This window comes from Pseudomonas sp. GW456-L13, assembly GCF_017350115.1.
Classification (GTDB): domain Bacteria; phylum Pseudomonadota; class Gammaproteobacteria; order Pseudomonadales; family Pseudomonadaceae; genus Aquipseudomonas; species Aquipseudomonas jessenii.
In genome coordinates this window covers 259266-276481 of record NZ_JACNAS010000002.1, presented here as the reverse complement: position 1 = coordinate 276481, position 17216 = coordinate 259266, and the positions used below count along the sequence as shown (strand labels likewise).

At 59.6% G+C, this 17216-nt stretch carries 16 protein-coding genes; 9 read left to right on the top strand and 7 right to left on the bottom strand.

Annotation, left to right across the window (positions count from 1 at the left end):
• Positions 1 to 228: 228 nt before the first annotated feature.
• Entirely contained in the window at positions 229 to 396 is a 168-nt protein-coding gene (locus J4D25_RS15460; protein WP_167362871.1) for a hypothetical protein, read from the bottom strand.
• Between J4D25_RS15460 and icd the strand changes: the two genes are divergently transcribed.
• Positions 395 to 1651: an NADP-dependent isocitrate dehydrogenase gene (gene icd, locus J4D25_RS15455; RefSeq protein WP_007972065.1), complete on the top strand. Its 1257-nt coding sequence runs from the start codon at positions 395 to 397 to the stop codon at positions 1649 to 1651. The genes J4D25_RS15460 and icd overlap by 2 nt on opposite strands.
• 80 nt (positions 1652 to 1731) lie before the next feature.
• On the opposite strand, the gene cspD is transcribed toward icd, so the two are convergent.
• The gene (gene cspD, locus J4D25_RS15450; protein WP_057714167.1) at positions 1732 to 1998 is read right to left on the bottom strand and encodes a cold shock domain-containing protein CspD; all 267 of its coding nucleotides are present in this window, start codon (positions 1996 to 1998) and stop codon (positions 1732 to 1734) included.
• 224 nt (positions 1999 to 2222) lie between these two features.
• Here cspD and clpS point away from each other — a divergent pair, with 224 nt between their 5' ends.
• Positions 2223 to 2606, top strand: a complete 384-nt coding sequence (gene clpS, locus J4D25_RS15445; RefSeq protein WP_020799529.1) for an ATP-dependent Clp protease adapter ClpS — start codon at positions 2223 to 2225, stop codon at positions 2604 to 2606.
• Positions 2607 to 2636: 30 nt separating this feature from the next.
• Positions 2637 to 4907 (top strand): ATP-dependent Clp protease ATP-binding subunit ClpA, encoded by a 2271-nt coding sequence (gene clpA / locus J4D25_RS15440; RefSeq protein WP_057714168.1) that lies wholly within the window; start codon positions 2637 to 2639, stop codon positions 4905 to 4907.
• A 350-nt stretch (positions 4908 to 5257) separates the two neighbouring features.
• Here clpA and infA read toward each other — a convergent pair whose 3' ends face one another.
• From infA to trxB, 4 genes are all read right to left on the bottom strand, one after another.
• Entirely contained in the window at positions 5258 to 5476 is a 219-nt protein-coding gene (infA, locus tag J4D25_RS15435) for a translation initiation factor IF-1 (protein ID WP_002553999.1), read from the bottom strand.
• A gap of 111 nt (positions 5477 to 5587) precedes the next feature.
• On the bottom strand, positions 5588 to 6295 hold the full coding sequence (locus J4D25_RS15430; protein ID WP_057714169.1) for an arginyltransferase: 708 nt from the start codon (positions 6293 to 6295) through the stop codon (positions 5588 to 5590).
• Positions 6296 to 6352: 57 nt separating this feature from the next.
• Positions 6353 to 7033 carry a leucyl/phenylalanyl-tRNA--protein transferase gene (gene aat / locus J4D25_RS15425; protein WP_057714170.1) on the bottom strand — a complete coding sequence of 227 codons (681 nt, stop codon included), beginning with the start codon at positions 7031 to 7033 and terminating at the stop codon, positions 6353 to 6355.
• A gap of 62 nt (positions 7034 to 7095) precedes the next feature.
• The gene (trxB, locus tag J4D25_RS15420) at positions 7096 to 8055 is read right to left on the bottom strand and encodes a thioredoxin-disulfide reductase (RefSeq protein WP_057714171.1); all 960 of its coding nucleotides are present in this window, start codon (positions 8053 to 8055) and stop codon (positions 7096 to 7098) included.
• A 307-nt stretch (positions 8056 to 8362) separates the two neighbouring features.
• Here trxB and J4D25_RS15415 point away from each other — a divergent pair, with 307 nt between their 5' ends.
• From J4D25_RS15415 to cysG, 6 genes are all read left to right on the top strand, one after another.
• On the top strand, positions 8363 to 10774 hold the full coding sequence (locus J4D25_RS15415) for a DNA translocase FtsK (RefSeq protein ID WP_057714172.1): 2412 nt from the start codon (positions 8363 to 8365) through the stop codon (positions 10772 to 10774).
• A 65-nt stretch (positions 10775 to 10839) separates the two neighbouring features.
• Positions 10840 to 11463 carry an outer membrane lipoprotein chaperone LolA gene (gene lolA / locus J4D25_RS15410; protein WP_008049385.1) on the top strand — a complete coding sequence of 208 codons (624 nt, stop codon included), beginning with the start codon at positions 10840 to 10842 and terminating at the stop codon, positions 11461 to 11463.
• 221 nt (positions 11464 to 11684) lie between these two features.
• Positions 11685 to 13007, top strand: a complete 1323-nt coding sequence (locus tag J4D25_RS15405) for a replication-associated recombination protein A (RefSeq protein ID WP_057714173.1) — start codon at positions 11685 to 11687, stop codon at positions 13005 to 13007.
• Positions 13007 to 13381, top strand: a complete 375-nt coding sequence (crcB, locus tag J4D25_RS15400) for a fluoride efflux transporter CrcB (RefSeq protein WP_057714174.1) — start codon at positions 13007 to 13009, stop codon at positions 13379 to 13381. Before J4D25_RS15405 ends, crcB begins: the two co-directional genes overlap by 1 nt.
• A gap of 16 nt (positions 13382 to 13397) precedes the next feature.
• On the top strand, positions 13398 to 14678 hold the full coding sequence (gene serS / locus J4D25_RS15395; protein ID WP_057714175.1) for a serine--tRNA ligase: 1281 nt from the start codon (positions 13398 to 13400) through the stop codon (positions 14676 to 14678).
• A complete protein-coding gene (gene cysG, locus J4D25_RS15390) occupies positions 14679 to 16073 on the top strand; it encodes a siroheme synthase CysG (protein ID WP_057714176.1) in 1395 nt (464 codons plus the stop codon).
• 114 nt (positions 16074 to 16187) lie between these two features.
• Here cysG and J4D25_RS15385 read toward each other — a convergent pair whose 3' ends face one another.
• Entirely contained in the window at positions 16188 to 17189 is a 1002-nt protein-coding gene (locus J4D25_RS15385) for a glutathione S-transferase family protein (RefSeq protein WP_057714177.1), read from the bottom strand.
• Positions 17190 to 17216 lie beyond the last annotated feature (27 nt).

The following is a 17216-nucleotide window of genomic DNA, read 5'->3' as shown; positions in this document are numbered from 1 at the left end:
GGTTTCGTTGCTGTGATGTTGGGTGCATCAGTAGGGCGTCAAGTAGCCGGACTGCGATAACAGGCCGGCTTGCCGGGCGGAAAGTCTCATCGTAGAGCACTTCAGCCGTCGTGACCCTGTGGTCAGCGGGCGGCATTATACATAGGTAGCTGGCAATCTGCCGATGGTTCATATGCAACGAATGTCGTCCATTGGTCTAAAGGTCGCAGGGGCGAGCAGGGCGTAAGGTCACTCGTCGTGCTTGGTTTTGGCGCTTTTCCCTTTGCTTTCAGGCTTGTAGCGCGCGAGTTGCAAGGCTTTGCGCCAGATCGATGGAACATAGGGTTTGCGCGCCGATTCAACTGGGTTACGCTCGAACCAAGCCAGATGTTCAATCCAATCAATGGAGTTCAGCATGGGTTACAAGAAGATTCAGGTTCCAGCCGTCGGCGACAAAATCACCGTCAATGCAGACCATTCTCTCAATGTTCCTAATAACCCGATCATCCCCTTCATCGAAGGTGACGGCATTGGTGTCGACATCAGCCCGGTCATGATCAAGGTTGTCGATGCTGCTGTTAAGAAGGCCTACGGTGGCGAACGCAAGATTTCCTGGATGGAGGTGTACGCCGGGGAGAAAGCGACTCAGGTTTACGATCAGGACACCTGGCTGCCTCAGGAAACCCTGGACGCGGTCAAGGATTACGTGGTTTCCATCAAGGGCCCGCTGACCACCCCGGTCGGTGGCGGCATCCGTTCCCTGAACGTAGCCCTGCGTCAGCAGCTCGACCTGTACGTCTGTCTGCGCCCGGTGCGCTGGTTCGAAGGCGTGCCTAGCCCGGTCAAGAAGCCAGGCGATGTCGACATGACCATCTTCCGCGAGAACTCCGAAGACATCTACGCGGGCATTGAGTGGAAGGCCGGTACGCCGGAAGCCACCAAGGTCATCAAGTTCCTGAAAGAAGAAATGGGCGTTACCAAGATCCGTTTTGACGAGAACTGCGGTATCGGCGTCAAGCCGGTGTCCCTGCAGGGCACCAAGCGTCTGGCGCGCAAGGCCCTGCAATATGTGGTCGACAACGATCGCGATTCGCTGACCATCGTGCACAAAGGCAACATCATGAAGTTCACCGAGGGTGCCTTCAAGGAATGGGCCTACGAAGTGGCGGCTGAAGAGTTCGGCGCAACCCTGCTCGACGGCGGTCCGTGGATGCAGTTCAAGAACCCGAAAACCGGCAAGAACGTCATCGTCAAGGATGCCATCGCCGACGCCATGCTCCAGCAGATCCTGCTGCGCCCGGCCGAGTACGATGTGATCGCGACCCTGAACCTGAACGGCGACTACCTCTCCGACGCCCTGGCGGCGGAAGTGGGCGGTATCGGTATTGCGCCGGGTGCCAACCTGTCCGACACCGTGGCCATGTTCGAAGCCACCCACGGTACGGCGCCGAAGTACGCCGGCAAGGACCAGGTCAACCCGGGGTCGTTGATCCTGTCGGCTGAAATGATGCTGCGCCACATGGGCTGGACCGAAGCGGCCGACCTGATCATCAAGGGCACCAACGGCGCGATTTCCGCCAAGACCGTGACCTATGACTTCGAGCGTCTGATGGAAGGCGCCAAACTGGTGTCGTCTTCCGGCTTCGGTGATGCGCTGATCTCGCACATGTAACAAAACGCAGGCACACAAAAACCGCCTGATTCAAGTAGATGAGTCAGGCGGTTTTTTTATGGCGCTATGACGGTGTGGACTTACACTGTAACGGTCTGTTGCGGGGCGGATGCCGTCGCTTTCGAAGCGCCCACCGGGCTGCCGATGTTGACCGCGTGCAGGCCTTTGGGGCCCTGGATGATGTCGAATACGACAGCTTGCCCGGCTTTCAGGGTTTTATAACCTTCCATCTGGATGGCGGAGTAGTGGGCAAACAGGTCTTCTGTCTTGCCGTCCTCATTGATGAAACCGTAACCCTTGGCATTGTTGAACCATTTGACCTTGCCGCTGACCTTGCCGCCTGACATACCCAACTCCCTCTGCAACACACTCCATCACTGGAGTATCATCCAGTACATCCGCAGTCGAATCTGTAAATAAGATTGACTCCGCGGACCTTTTTTACCCACTGTGGGCTCTATTGGTTGTAACACCGTTTTGCCGATAGTCAAGCTGACCCGGCAGTCGGAGTTGAAATCGCTGATAGCCGCCCCCACCACTGTATTTGAACAACTGACGAACCTTTCTTTCCATGCATGCAATCAGCCAGATTCGACTAACATTCAATCAGGATCGCCCGACTCTCCAGAAGGATCGCCCGGAGGAACACGACGACGATTCCGCAGGCATTGCTGTTCAGGAGGCCAAGCCTGCTTTACAGGCGCCGCCGATGTACAAGGTGGTTTTGTTCAATGATGACTACACACCGATGGATTTCGTCGTCGAAGTGCTCGAGGTGTTTTTTAACCTGAATCGCGAGCTGGCGACCAAGGTCATGCTGGCCGTCCACACAGAAGGACGGGCAGTATGTGGAGTGTTTACCCGCGACATCGCCGAGACCAAGGCCATGCAGGTCAACCAGTACGCCAGGGAAAGCCAGCATCCGCTACTCTGTGAAATCGAGAAGGACGGTTAATCGCCGGACACTTGGGTATGAGGTGAAGCTATGTTAAACCGCGAGCTCGAAGTCACCCTCAATCTTGCCTTCAAGGAAGCTCGTTCGAAGCGTCATGAGTTCATGACCGTCGAGCACCTCTTGCTGGCCCTATTGGACAATGAGGCTGCCGCCACCGTTCTGCGTGCGTGCGGCGCAAACCTCGACAAACTCAAGCATGACCTGCAGGAGTTCATCGACTCCACCACGCCATTGATCCCCGTGCATGACGAGGATCGCGAAACCCAGCCAACCCTGGGCTTCCAGCGTGTACTGCAACGTGCTGTGTTTCACGTACAGAGCTCGGGCAAACGCGAAGTGACTGGCGCCAACGTGCTGGTCGCGATCTTCAGTGAGCAAGAGAGTCAGGCGGTGTTCCTGCTGAAACAGCAGAGCGTTGCCCGTATAGATGTCGTCAACTACATCGCCCATGGCATTTCCAAAGTGCCAGGGCATGGCGATCACTCTGAAGGTGAGCAAGATATGCAGGACGACGAGGGCGGTGAGTCTTCTTCCTCAGGCAATCCCCTGGATGCTTATGCCAGCAACCTCAACGAGCTCGCGCGCCAGGGTCGCATCGATCCGCTGGTGGGGCGTGAGCTGGAAGTCGAGCGCGTTGCGCAGATCCTGGCGCGTCGGCGCAAAAACAATCCGCTGCTGGTGGGCGAGGCGGGCGTGGGTAAAACCGCGATTGCCGAAGGCTTGGCCAAGCGCATTGTCGACGACCAAGTACCGGATCTGCTGGCAAACAGTGTTGTTTATTCCCTCGATCTTGGCGCTCTGCTCGCGGGCACCAAGTATCGTGGCGATTTCGAGAAGCGCTTCAAGGCGTTGCTCAATGAACTGAAAAAACGTCCGCAGGCGATCCTGTTCATCGACGAGATCCACACCATCATTGGTGCGGGTGCCGCGTCCGGTGGCGTCATGGATGCCTCGAACCTGCTCAAGCCGCTGCTGTCCTCGGGTGATATCCGTTGCATCGGTTCAACCACCTTCCAGGAATTCCGCGGCATCTTCGAGAAGGACCGTGCCTTGGCCCGACGCTTCCAGAAGGTCGATGTGTCGGAGCCTTCGGTGGAAGACACCATTGGCATTCTGCGCGGCCTGAAGGGGCGTTTCGAAAGCCATCACAATATCGAATACAGTGATGAGGCCCTGCGCGCGGCTGCTGAACTGGCCTCGCGTTACATCAACGACCGTCATATGCCGGACAAGGCTATCGATGTCATCGACGAGGCGGGTGCCTATCAGCGCCTGCAACCGGTCGAGAAGCGTGTGAAGCGCATCGAAGTGCCGCAAGTCGAGGACATCGTCGCGAAAATCGCGCGGATTCCGCCAAAACACGTCACCAGTTCCGACAAGGAGCTGCTGCGTAACCTGGAGCGTGACCTGAAGTTGACCGTGTTCGGTCAGGATGCCGCGATCGATTCGCTGGCAACCGCGATCAAGCTGTCCCGTGCCGGCCTCAAGTCCCCTGACAAGCCTGTCGGTTCGTTCCTGTTCGCAGGGCCTACCGGTGTCGGTAAAACCGAAGCGGCGCGTCAGTTGGCCAAGGCCTTGGGTGTCGAGCTGATTCGTTTCGACATGTCCGAGTACATGGAGCGCCACACCGTATCGCGTCTGATCGGTGCGCCTCCTGGTTATGTCGGATTCGATCAGGGCGGTCTGCTCACCGAAGCCATTACCAAGCAGCCACACTGCGTGTTGTTGCTCGATGAAATCGAGAAGGCGCATCCGGAAGTCTTCAACCTGCTGTTGCAGGTCATGGACCACGGTACGTTGACCGATAACAACGGGCGCAAGGCGGATTTCCGTAACGTGATCGTCATCATGACGACCAACGCCGGTGCCGAGACTGCAGCCCGCGCTTCGATCGGTTTCACCTATCAGGATCACTCGTCCGATGCGATGGAAGTGATCAAGAAGAGCTTCACGCCGGAATTCCGCAACCGTCTGGACACCATCATCCAGTTTGGTCGCCTCAGTCATGAGGTTATCAAGAGCGTGGTGGACAAGTTCCTTACCGAGCTTCAGGCGCAACTGGAAGACAAGCGTGTGTTGCTGGAAGTCACCGATGCAGCCCGCAACTGGCTGGCCGAAGGTGGCTACGACGCGGCGATGGGTGCTCGCCCAATGGCTCGCCTGATCCAGGACAAGATCAAGCGTCCGCTGGCGGAGGAGATTCTCTTTGGCGAACTGGCCGAGCATGGCGGTGTGGTACACATCGACATCAAGGACGGAGAGCTGACCTTCGAGTTCGAGACCACGGCCGAGATGGCCTGACGTTAAACCGCAATAAAGCAAAAAGGCGCCGGTTGGCGCCTTTTTGTTGTCTGCGAAATACACATCAAAGCCTGTGGGAGCGAGCTTGCTCGCGATGGCGGCGGGACAGATTGCACATTTACTGAATGTGCCGCACTCATCGCGAGCAAGCTCGCTCCCACAGGGGGGGCATTAAATCGCAGACAAACAAAAACGCCCGGCATAAGCCGGGCGTTTTGTATTGACTTGCTTAGCGAGTGAGCCCTATCTCTGTAGGAGCGAGCTTGCTCGCGATGTTCGTCAATGATGATGCGGGGACTCTGACTTGACGCGGTACCGTCAGGTTTTTCGCGAGCAAGCTCGCTCCAACCTTATCGAGCGCGGTAAGTGATGCGCCCTTTGCTCAAGTCATAAGGAGTCAGCTCTACGCGCACTTTGTCGCCGGTAAGAATACGGATGTAGTTCTTGCGCATCTTGCCGGAGATGTGCGCGGTTACGACGTGCCCATTTTCCAACTCCACACGAAACATGGTGTTGGGCAGGGTGTCGACGACAGTGCCTTCCATTTCGAAGCTGTCTTCTTTCGACATGCAGTAAAGCCCTCGGTGTCCAATGAATGGCCCGGTGCAACTGCGCCAGGCAAAAGCGGCGTGCATTGTGCCCGAAAAATGGGGTTTAAGCCAAGGGGTTTAGGGGCGGCTCTAGTTTAGAACCACCCAGCGCTGATTAATCAGCAACTCAATAGGGCGATATTGAGTCTTGTAGTTCATTTTTTTGCAGTTTTTGATCCAGTAGCCGAGGTAGACCGCATCCAGCCCCAGCCGCCTGGCCTCGGCGATTTGCCACAGGATCGCATAGCGCCCAAGGCTGCGGCGCTCTTCGGAGGGTTCGTAGAAGGTGTAGACCGCCGAAAGACCGTTCGGCAGTAAATCGGTGACGGCGACGGCCAGCAGCCGGCCATTCAGGCGAAATTCATAAAATCTTGAAAACGGCAGGTCCCGCACCAGGAATGTCGAAAACTGGTCGCGACTCGGCGGGTACATGTCGCCATCGGCGTGACGCTGTTCGATATAGCGCTGGTAGAGGTCGAAGTATTCTTCGTTGAAGCCGGGCTTGGCTGGACGTACCTGCAAATCCACGTTGCGCTTGAAGATGCGTTTCTGTTGCCGGTTGGGCGTGAACTGTCCCACGGGAATGCGCGCCGGAACGCAGGCATTGCAATTCTGGCAATGCGGCCGATAGAGATGATCGCCACTGCGACGAAACCCCATCTCCGACAGGTCTGCATAGACATGCACATCCATGGGCTGGCTAGGGTCGAGGAACAGGGTTGTGGCCTGCTCCTCCGGCAGATAACTGCAAGAGTGCGGCTGAGTGGCATAGAACTTCAATCGCGCCAACTCGGTCATGATCAACCCTCGGGATAATGCTTTTGAATAAGTGTAAGCCACCTGCGCAAAAGTCGCTCAGCAAACCCAGCTAGCGCGATTGGGCTGGTCCAGATGCCTGGCCAGATAGTTGGCAAATTCATGGCGGGGTATCGCCCGGGCTCCGAGACTGTGCAGGTGATCGGTGGGCATCTGGCAATCGATCAGTACAAAACCCGAGTCTTTCAGATGCCGCACCAGTGTGGCAAAGCCGAATTTCGAGGCGTTGTCAGCGAGGCTGAACATGGACTCGCCGAAAAACAGCTGGCCCATCGCCAGGCCGTAGAGCCCGCCCACCAGTTCGTCCCCGTCCCACACTTCCACCGAGTGCGCGTGGCCACGCCTGTGCAGTTCGATGTAGGCGTCCTGCATGGCCTCGGTGATCCAGGTGCCGTCGGCGTAATCCCGGGGCGCGGCACAGGCGCGGATGACGGCGGCGAAGTCCTGGTCAAAGGTCACTTGATAGCGTTGCTGGCGTAGCAGTTTGTTCAGGCTGCGCGAGACGTGCAATTCGTCGGGAAACAGCACCGTACGCGGGTCCGGAGACCACCAGAGGATTGGCTGGCCCTCGGAAAACCAAGGGAAGCAGCCGTGGCGATAAGCCGAGATCAGCCGATCGGCGGACAGATCACCACCGGCGGCCAGCAGCCCGTTGGGGTCGCGCATGGCCTTTTCCAGTGGTGGGAAATGCAAGGTATTGCGTTGTAACCAAGTCAGCATGGCATCCGGGCTTGCAGAAGGGGAGGGCAGTGGCGGGTGTTGGCCCGCCATAAAGTTTGCCTTCAAACGGTTGGAATGTCGTCCAGGTATTTTTCAGCGTCCAGCGCCGCCATGCAACCGGCACCGGCAGATGTAACGGCCTGGCGATAAACGTGGTCGGCCACGTCACCGGCGGCAAACACACCTGCAATCGCCGTAGCGGTGGCATCGCCTTCGCTGCCACCCTTGACTAGCAGATACCCGTCGCGCATTTCCAGTTGGCCCGTGAACAGGTCGGTGTTGGGTTTGTGGCCGATGGCGATAAACACCCCGGCCAGCGGCAGCTCCCGGGTTTCACCTGTGTGACTGTCCCGCAGGCGGGCACCGGTCACGCCGCTGGCATCGCCGAGCACTTCGTCCAGGTTTTGGTTCCAGTGCAGGCGAACATTGCCGTTGGCGGCCTTTTCAAAGAGTTTGTCCTGGAGGATTTTCTCCGAGCGCAGTTTGTCGCGCCGATGGATCAGGTGCACTTCTTTGGCGATGTTCGACAGGTACAAGGCTTCCTCGACCGCCGTGTTGCCGCCGCCGACCACAGCAACCACTTGATTGCGATAGAAAAATCCATCACAGGTCGCGCACGCCGAAACTCCTTTGCCGGCGAACGCTTCTTCCGACGGCAGGCCCAGGTATTGCGCGGAGGCGCCGGTGGCAATGATCAAGGCGTCGCAGGTGTAGGTGCCGCCATCGCCGATCAGCTCGAACGGTCGTTGTTGCAACTTGGCGGTATGGATGTGGTCGTAAACGATCTCGGTGGCAAAGCGTTCGGCGTGTTTTTGCATGCGATCCATCAGCACCGGTCCGGTCAGGCCTTCAACGTCGCCTGGCCAGTTATCCACTTCGACGGTGGTGGTGAGCTGGCCGCCTGCCTGGATGCCGGTAATGACAACCGGCTTGAGGTTGGCGCGGGCGGCATAAACTGCCGCGCTGTAACCGGCAGGGCCGGAGCCCAGGATAATCAGGCGGGAATGCTTCGCTTCGCTCATAAAAAACACCTCATAAGCCTTTGTCACCAAAGAGAATGCATGCTCAAATTGAATGGCATGTCATGTGCTGTTGACTATGCTGCATCCAAGGGTCTCAAGCATGGCGTCGTGCGTACAAACCCGTACAATGCCCTGCGTGTTACATATATTCAGTGTGCGCCGTGTTTATAGAAACAGGGGTGCAGTGTTAAAAGTAGTCCCGGTTACACGTGTTAACTTTATTACCTGCCTGGATTGGGCAGTTTTTTCGCGGTTTTTATAGACATTCACCAGATGGACGCGCCATTGGCGCAGGAAAAGAAGCGTTTTGAAGAAATCCACCGCAGCACCCAAACCAGCCGTCGTGCCGCTCTGGCGCCAGCACTTGCACTACCGACTCAAGGAAGGTGCGCTGATCGCCATCGGTGCCTTGTGCCTGTTCCTGATGATGGCCTTGTTGACCTATGGCAAGGATGATCCGGGCTGGAGCCATAACAGCAAGATCGACGACGTGCAGAACTTCGGCGGGCCAGCGGGCTCCTACAGCGCCGATATCCTGTTCATGGTGCTGGGTTACTTCGCCTACATCTTCCCGTTGCTACTGGCCATCAAGGCGTACCAGATCTTCCGCCAGCGTCACGAGCCGTGGCAGTGGAGCGGGTGGCTGTTCTCCTGGCGCCTGATCGGCCTGGTGTTCCTGGTGCTGTCGGGCGCCGCTCTGGCCCATATCCATTTTCATGCCGCGACCGGTCTGCCGGCCGGTGCGGGCGGTGCGCTGGGGGAAAGCCTCGGCGAACTGGCCAGGAACGCCCTGAATATCCAGGGCAGTACGCTGTTGTTCATTGCGTTATTCCTGTTCGGCCTGACCGTGTTTACCGACCTGTCGTGGTTCAAGGTGATGGACATCACCGGCAAGATCACCCTCGACCTGTTCGAACTGTTCCAGGGCGCCGCCAATCGCTGGTGGGCGGCCCGTACCGAGCGCAAACAGCTGGTTGCCCAGTTGCGTGAAGTCGACGACCGTATGGATGAAGTGGTTGCGCCGACCGTCACCGACAAACGCGAGCAGGCCAAGGTCAAGGAACGCCTGATCGAACGTGAGCAAGCCCTGAGCAAGCACATGTCCGAGCGTGAGAAGCAGGTGCCGCCGGTGATTGCACCCGCGCCGCCAAAGCCCGCCGCACCGAGCAAACGCGTCGAGAAAGAGAAGCAGGCGCCGCTGTTCGTCGACAGCGCCGTGGAAGGCACCTTGCCGCCGATCTCGATTCTCGACCCGGCGGAAAAGAAACAGCTCAATTACTCGCCTGAATCCCTGGCTGCGGTTGGCCACTTGCTGGAAATCAAGCTCAAGGAATTCGGCGTTGAAGTCGCAGTGGATTCGATCCACCCGGGCCCGGTGATCACCCGTTACGAAATCCAGCCGGCGGCCGGGGTAAAAGTCAGCCGAATCTCCAACCTGGCCAAAGACCTGGCCCGTTCCCTGGCCGTGACCAGCGTGCGCGTGGTGGAAGTGATTCCGGGCAAGACCACGGTCGGTATCGAGATTCCCAACGAAGATCGGCAGATCGTGCGTTTCTCCGAGGTGTTGTCGACTCCGGAATACGACAACTTCAAATCCCCGGTCACCCTGGCCCTGGGCCATGACATCGGCGGCAAGCCGGTCATCACCGACCTTGCGAAAATGCCGCACTTACTGGTCGCCGGTACCACCGGTTCCGGTAAGTCGGTGGGTGTGAACGCGATGATCCTGTCGATCCTGTTCAAGTCTGGCCCGGAAGACGCCAAGCTGATCATGATCGACCCGAAAATGCTGGAACTGTCGATCTACGAAGGCATTCCGCACCTGCTGTGCCCGGTGGTCACCGACATGAAGGACGCCGCCAACGCCCTGCGCTGGAGCGTTGCCGAGATGGAACGCCGCTACAAGCTGATGGCCAAGATGGGCGTGCGAAACCTGTCGGGCTTCAACGCCAAGGTCAAGGAAGCCCAGGACGCCGGCGAGCCGTTGAGCGATCCGCTGTACAAGCGCGAAAGCATCCACGACGAAGCGCCACTGCTGCAGAAGCTGCCGACCATCGTGGTCGTAGTCGACGAATTCGCCGACATGATGATGATCGTCGGCAAGAAGGTTGAAGAACTGATCGCCCGTATCGCGCAAAAGGCTCGTGCGGCCGGTATCCACTTGATCCTTGCGACCCAGCGTCCGTCGGTGGATGTGATCACCGGTCTGATCAAGGCCAACATCCCGACCCGCATGGCGTTCCAGGTATCGAGCAAGATCGACTCGCGGACCATCATCGACCAGGGCGGCGCCGAACAACTGTTGGGCCACGGTGACATGCTCTACATGCCGCCGGGTACCAGCCTGCCGATTCGTGTTCACGGTGCTTTCGTGTCCGACGATGAGGTTCACCGTGTGGTGGAAGCCTGGAAGCTGCGGGGTGCGCCGGAATACAACGACGACATCCTCAATGGCGTCGAAGAGGCGGGCAGCGGCTTTGAAGGCAGCAGCGGTGGCGGCGACGGTGACGATCCCGAGGCCGACGCGCTGTACGACGAAGCGGTCCAGTTCGTGCTGGAAAGCCGTCGTGCCTCCATTTCCGCGGTTCAGCGCAAGCTGAAGATCGGCTACAACCGCGCTGCGCGCATGATCGAAGCCATGGAAATGGCCGGGGTCGTGACGTCCATGAACACCAACGGTTCGCGTGAAGTCCTGGCCCCGGGGCCGGTGCGCGACTGACCCGAGTATGAAAGGGGGGGCGCCTTTGCGCCTCCCGCACTCCCACGAATGTTATGAGGACTCCCATGCGTCTGATCCGCATGCTGTTGCTGCCGGTACTGGCCTTGACCACGCTCCAGGCTAACGCCGATGACAAGGACGTGGCGCGCCTGACCCAACTGCTGGAAAAATCCCAGACCCTGACCGCACGTTTCTCGCAACTGACCCTTGATGGCACAGGCACCCAATTGCAGGAAACCGCCGGCGAGATGTCCCTGCAGCGTCCGGGCCTGTTCTACTGGCACACCGATGCGCCGGCCGAACAGACCATGATCTCCGATGGCAAGAAAGTCACCTTGTGGGACCCGGACCTGGAACAGGCCACCATCAAGAACCTCGACCAGCGCCTGACCCAGACCCCGGCCTTGCTGTTGTCCGGTGACGTGTCGAAGATCAGCCAGAGCTTCGACATCAGTGCCAAGGAAGCCGGCGGCGTGATTGACTTCACCCTGAAGCCGAAAACCAAGGACACTCTGTTCGACAGCCTGCGCCTGTCGTTCCGCAATGGCCTGGTCAATGATATGCAACTGATCGACAGCGTCGGCCAGCGCACCAATATCCTGTTCACCGGGGTGAAGGCGAACGAGCCGATCCCTGCGTCCAAATTCAAGTTCGACATCCCCAAGGGTGCCGATGTAATCCAGGAATAAACGGCTGATGCAAAACCTGTGGGAGCGAGCTTTTGTGGCGAGGGGGCTTGCCCCCGTTGGGTCGCGAAGCGGCCCTAAAACCTGCTACTGCGGTATATCAGACATGCCGTGTGTAATGGTTTTGCGACTGCTCCGCAGCCGAACGGGGGCAAGCCCCCTCGCCACAGGATGTTTGACAGGCTTGAGTACCACGTAATAACCCGAGGTTTTAAACGTACGTCATGGATCTGTTTCGCAGCACCCCCATCGCCCAGCCCTTGGCCGCCCGCCTGCGTGCGGCCAATCTGGACGAGTACGTCGGTCAGGAACACGTGCTCGCTCGCGGCAAGCCCCTGCGCGAGGCGCTGGAGCAGGGTGCCCTGCATTCGATGATTTTCTGGGGGCCGCCGGGCGTGGGCAAAACCACCCTGGCGCGATTGCTCGCGGAAGTCTCGGACGCGCACTTCGAAACGGTCTCGGCGGTACTGGCCGGGGTCAAGGAGATCCGTCAGGCGGTGGAAATCGCCAAGCAGCAGGCCGCGCAGTACGGCCGCCGCACCATTCTGTTCGTCGACGAAGTGCATCGATTCAACAAGTCCCAGCAGGATGCGTTCCTGCCCTATGTTGAAGACGGTACGCTGATTTTCATCGGCGCAACCACGGAAAATCCCTCGTTCGAACTCAACAACGCCTTGTTGTCGCGGGCGCGGGTCTATGTGCTGAAAAGCCTCGACGAAGCGGCCCTGCGCAAACTGGTGTACCGCGCGCTGACCGAAGAGCGTGGCCTGGGTAAACGTAACCTGACCCTCAGCGACGAAGGCTTCCAGATGCTGCTGTCGGCTGCCGATGGCGATGGTCGGCGCCTGCTCAACCTGCTGGAAAACGCCTCGGACCTGGCGGAAGACAACGGCGAAATCGGCACCGACCTGCTGCAAAGCCTGCTCGGCGATACCCGCCGGCGGTTCGACAAGGGCGGCGAAGCGTTCTACGACCAGATTTCCGCCCTGCATAAATCGGTGCGCGGCTCCAACCCCGACGGCGCCTTGTACTGGTTTGCGCGGATGATCGACGGCGGTTGCGACCCCTTGTACCTGGCCCGGCGCGTGGTGCGCATGGCCAGCGAAGACATCGGCAATGCCGACCCCCGCGCCCTGAGCCTGTGCCTGGCGGCCTGGGAAGTGCAGGAGCGCCTCGGCAGCCCCGAAGGCGAGTTGGCGGTGGCCCAGGCCATCACCTATCTGGCCTGCGCGCCAAAGAGCAACGCGGTGTACATGGGCTTCAAGACGGCATTGCGCGCCGCCGCCGAGCACGGTTCGCTGGAAGTGCCGCTGCACCTGCGCAACGCGCCGACCAAGCTTATGAAACAATTGGGCTACGGCGATGAATACCGTTATGCCCACGATGAGCCGGACGCCTATGCCGCTGGCGAAGACTATTTCCCGGAAGAACTCGACCCGATCCCGTTCTATCAGCCCGTGCCCCGTGGCCTGGAGTTGAAGATCGGCGAAAAACTCAATCACCTGGCGAAACTCGACCGTTTAAGCCCAAGGCAGCGGAGAAAATAGTGCTTCCCTTGATCGTTGCGGTTTCCGTCGGCGGGATGGCCGGCACGTTGTTGCGCTTCGTCACGGGCAACTGGATCAACGCGAATTGGCCGCGGCACTTCTATACCGCGACGCTGGCCGTTAATATCGTGGGCTGTTTGCTGATCGGCGTTCTATACGGTCTGTTTTTGATACGCCCGGAGGTGCCCATCGAGGTGCGTGCCGGGTTGATCGTTGGCTTCCTCGGGGGGCTGACGACTTTTTCATCCTTTTCACTGGATACGGTGCGCCTGCTGGAAAGCGGGCAAGTGCCGCTAGCCTTGGGCTATGCGGCGCTCAGCGTATTCGGCGGGCTGCTTGCCACCTGGGCCGGCCTGTCCTTGACCAAACTTTGATAAACGAGAAACCGACATGCTCGATTCCAAACTGTTACGTAGCAACCTTCAGGACGTAGCGGACCGCCTGGCATCCCGTGGCTATACCCTGGATGTTGCGCGCATCGAAGCGCTGGAAGAACAGCGCAAGACCGTCCAGACCCGCACCGAAGCACTGCAGGCTGAACGTAATGCGCGCTCCAAATCCATCGGTCAGGCCAAGCAGCGCGGCGAAGACATCGCGCCGCTGATGGCGGACGTCGAGCGCATGGCGGGCGAATTGAGCGCGGGTAAAGTCGAACTGGACGCGATCCAGACCGATCTGGACTCGATCCTGCTGGGTATCCCCAACCTGCCGCACGAATCGGTGCCGGTCGGCGAAGACGAAGACGGCAACGTCGAAGTGCGCCGCTGGGGCACCCCGACTGCCTTCGATTTCCCGGTTCAGGACCACGTCGCCCTGGGCGAGAAGTTCGGCTGGCTGGACTTCGAAACCGCCGCCAAGCTGTCCGGCGCCCGTTTCGCCCTGCTGCGCGGCCCGATTGCCCGTCTGCACCGCGCCCTGGCGCAGTTCATGATCAACCTGCACGTCACCGAGCACGGCTACGAAGAGGCCTACACGCCTTATCTGGTCCAGGCCCCGGCGCTGCAAGGCACCGGCCAGCTGCCGAAGTTCGAGGAAGACCTGTTCAAGATCGCGCGCGAAGGCGAAGCCGACCTGTACCTGATCCCGACCGCCGAAGTGTCGCTGACCAACATCGTCGCCGGCGAAATCGTCGATTCGAAACTGCTGCCGATCAAGTTCGTCGCCCACACGCCGTGCTTCCGCAGCGAAGCCGGCGCATCGGGCCGCGACACCCGCGGCATGATCCGCCAGCACCAGTTCGACAAAGTTGAAATGGTGCAGATCGTCGAGCCATCGAAATCCATGGAAGCGCTGGAAGGCCTGACCGCCAACGCCGAGAAAGTCCTGCAATTGCTGGAACTGCCTTACCGCACTCTGGCGCTGTGCACCGGCGACATGGGCTTCAGCGCGGTCAAGACCTACGACCTGGAAGTGTGGATCCCGAGCCAGGACAAGTACCGCGAAATCTCGTCGTGCTCCAACTGCGGCGACTTCCAGGCCCGCCGCATGCAAGCGCGTTTCCGCAACCCGGAAACCGGCAAGCCGGAACTGGTACACACCCTGAACGGCTCCGGCCTGGCGGTGGGCCGTACCCTGGTCGCGGTGCTCGAGAACTATCAGCAGGCCGACGGTTCCATCCGTGTGCCTGAAGTCCTCAAGCCCTACATGGGTGGCCTTGAGGTCATCGGCTAAATGAACTATCTGCCGCTGTTTCACAACCTTCGCGGCAGTCGTGTGTTGGTCGTCGGCGGGGGGGAGATTGCCTTGCGCAAATCCCGCCTGCTGGCCGATGCCGGTGCGCTGCTGCGGGTGGTTGCACCTGAAATCGAAGCGCAATTGCGCGAGCTGGTTGCCGGCAGCGGTGGCGAGTGCCTGTTGCGTGGCTACGCCGAGGCGGATCTGGACGGTTGCGGGCTGATCATTGCCGCCACCGACGACGAAACGCTGAACGCACAAGTTTCCGCCGATGCCCATCGGCGTTGCGTGCCGGTCAATGTGGTGGACGCGCCGGCCCTGTGCAGCGTGATCTTCCCGGCCATCGTCGACCGTTCTCCCTTGATCATTGCAGTGTCCAGCGGCGGCGATGCGCCGGTGCTGGCGCGTTTGATTCGCGCCAAGATCGAAACCTGGATTCCTTCCACCTACGGTCAATTGGCCGGGCTGGCTGCGCGATTCCGTCATCAGGTCAAAGGCCTGTTTCCGGATGTGCAGCAGCGTCGGGCGTTCTGGGAGGATGTTTTCCAGGGCCCGGTTGCCGATCGGCAACTGGCTGGGCAGGGCGGTGAAGCCGAGCGGTTGCTCCAGGCGAAAATCGATGGTGAGGCGCCAGTGGCGACCGGTGAAGTCTATCTGGTGGGTGCAGGGCCAGGTGATCCCGACCTGCTGACGTTCAAGGCATTGCGTCTGATGCAGCAAGCCGACGTGGTACTGTACGACCGTTTGGTGGCACCGGCGATTCTCGAACTGTGCCGTCGCGACGCCGAGCGGGTTTACGTCGGCAAGCGCCGATCCGATCACGCGGTGCCGCAGGATCAGATCAACCAGCAATTGGTGGATCTGGCCAAGAAAGGCAAGCGTGTGGTGCGATTGAAGGGCGGCGATCCGTTCATCTTCGGTCGTGGTGGCGAGGAGATCGAAGAACTGGCGGCCCATGGCATCCCGTTCCAGGTCGTGCCGGGGATCACGGCAGCCAGCGGTTGCGCGGCCTATGCCGGGATTCCGCTGACCCACCGCGATTATGCGCAGTCGGTGCGTTTCATCACCGGCCACCTCAAGGACGGCTCCAGCGATTTGCCATGGGCCGATCTGGTCGCCCCGGCGCAAACCCTGGTGTTCTACATGGGGCTGGTGGGCTTGCCGATCATCTGCGAACAGTTGATCAAGCATGGTCGCGCCGCCGATACCCCGGCGGCACTGATCCAGCAGGGCACCACGGTCAACCAGCGGGTGTTTACCGGCACCCTGGCGGACCTGCCACGACTGGTGGCAGAGCATGAAGTGCATGCGCCGACCTTGGTGATCGTGGGTGAAGTGGTGCAACTGCGCGAGAAACTGGCGTGGTTCGAAGGGGCTCAGGGGCAGGTCTGAGACCGAGTTGCCTCATCGCGAGCAAGCTCGCTCCCACAGGGGATTTGTGAACGACACAAATCAATTGTGGGAGCGAGCTTGCTCGCGATGGGGCCTTCAAAACCTGCACAAATCTCAAGCTCTGCGCCAAACCCCTTTCCCACTCAACCGCTCCCGATCATGGGCCGCGGTGAAGTCCTGCGCTGGCCCTTTCGGCACCACACCCGTCGGGTTGATGGTGCGGTGGCTGGCGTAGTAGTGATTCTTGATGTGTTCAAAATCCACCGTCTCGGCAATCCCCGACCACTGATAAATCTCCCGCAGCCAGTTCGACAGGTTCGGATAATCCGCAATCCGCCGCAGATTGCACTTGAAGTGCCCGTAGTACACCGCATCGAAGCGAATCAGCGTGGTGAACAGGCGGATGTCCGCTTCGGTCAGGTACTCGCCCGCCAGATAGCGGTTGGCACCCAGTAGCAACTCCAGTCGGTCCAGCTCGGCAAACACCTCATCGAAGGCTTGTTCATAAGCCTGTTGCGAGGTAGCAAACCCGGCGCGGTACACGCCATTGTTCACCGCCGGGTAAATCCGCTCGTTCAACGCATCGATTTCTCCCCGCAGCGGCGCCGGGTAGAAGTCCAGGTCGTTACCGGTCAGATCGTCGAAGGCGCCATTGAACATGCGGATGATTTCCGATGATTCATTGTTGACGATGCGCTTTTGCTGTTTGTCCCACAGCACCGGCACGGTGACGCGACCGGTGTAGTCGGCGGTGTCGGTGGTGTAGCGCTGGTGCATGAATTCGAAATGGTCGAGCTTGTCGCCGGTCGACCCCAGGTGCTGGTCGAAGGTCCAGCCGTTTTCCAGCATCAACCAGCTGACCACCGAAACGTCGATCAGGTTTTCGAGGCCTTTGAGTTTGCGCAGGATCAGTGTGCGATGGGCCCACGGACAGGCCAGGGACACGTACAGGTGATAGCGTCCGGGATCGGCCGCGAAACCGCCGACGCCGGTCGGTCCCGGCTTGCCGTCAGCGGTCAGCCAGTTGCGACGCTGCGCCTGTTCGCGCTGGAACGCGCCGTCCTTGCTGCTCTCGTACCACTTGTCCTGCCAGCGGCCATCCACTAACAAACCCATGTTCAAGACTCCCGAAACCCATAATCG

Coding starts and splice junctions, on each gene's coding strand:
- trxB (WP_057714171.1), bottom strand. CDS start 8,055: ATGAGCGAAGCGAAGCATTCCCGCCTGATTATCCTGGGCTCCGGCCCT.
- J4D25_RS15430 (WP_057714169.1), bottom strand. CDS start 6,295: ATGACCGAGTTGGCGCGATTGAAGTTCTATGCCACTCAGCCGCACTCT.
- lolA (WP_008049385.1), top strand. CDS start 10,840: ATGCGTCTGATCCGCATGCTGTTGCTGCCGGTACTGGCCTTGACCACG.
- J4D25_RS15385 (WP_057714177.1), bottom strand. CDS start 17,189: ATGGGTTTGTTAGTGGATGGCCGCTGGCAGGACAAGTGGTACGAGAGC.
- J4D25_RS15460 (WP_167362871.1), bottom strand. CDS start 396: ATGCTGAACTCCATTGATTGGATTGAACATCTGGCTTGGTTCGAGCGT.
- clpA (WP_057714168.1), top strand. CDS start 2,637: ATGTTAAACCGCGAGCTCGAAGTCACCCTCAATCTTGCCTTCAAGGAA.
- J4D25_RS15405 (WP_057714173.1), top strand. CDS start 11,685: ATGGATCTGTTTCGCAGCACCCCCATCGCCCAGCCCTTGGCCGCCCGC.
- infA (WP_002553999.1), bottom strand. CDS start 5,476: ATGTCGAAAGAAGACAGCTTCGAAATGGAAGGCACTGTCGTCGACACC.
- clpS (WP_020799529.1), top strand. CDS start 2,223: ATGCATGCAATCAGCCAGATTCGACTAACATTCAATCAGGATCGCCCG.
- cspD (WP_057714167.1), bottom strand. CDS start 1,998: ATGTCAGGCGGCAAGGTCAGCGGCAAGGTCAAATGGTTCAACAATGCC.
- aat (WP_057714170.1), bottom strand. CDS start 7,033: ATGCTGACTTGGTTACAACGCAATACCTTGCATTTCCCACCACTGGAA.
- cysG (WP_057714176.1), top strand. CDS start 14,679: ATGAACTATCTGCCGCTGTTTCACAACCTTCGCGGCAGTCGTGTGTTG.
- icd (WP_007972065.1), top strand. CDS start 395: ATGGGTTACAAGAAGATTCAGGTTCCAGCCGTCGGCGACAAAATCACC.
- serS (WP_057714175.1), top strand. CDS start 13,398: ATGCTCGATTCCAAACTGTTACGTAGCAACCTTCAGGACGTAGCGGAC.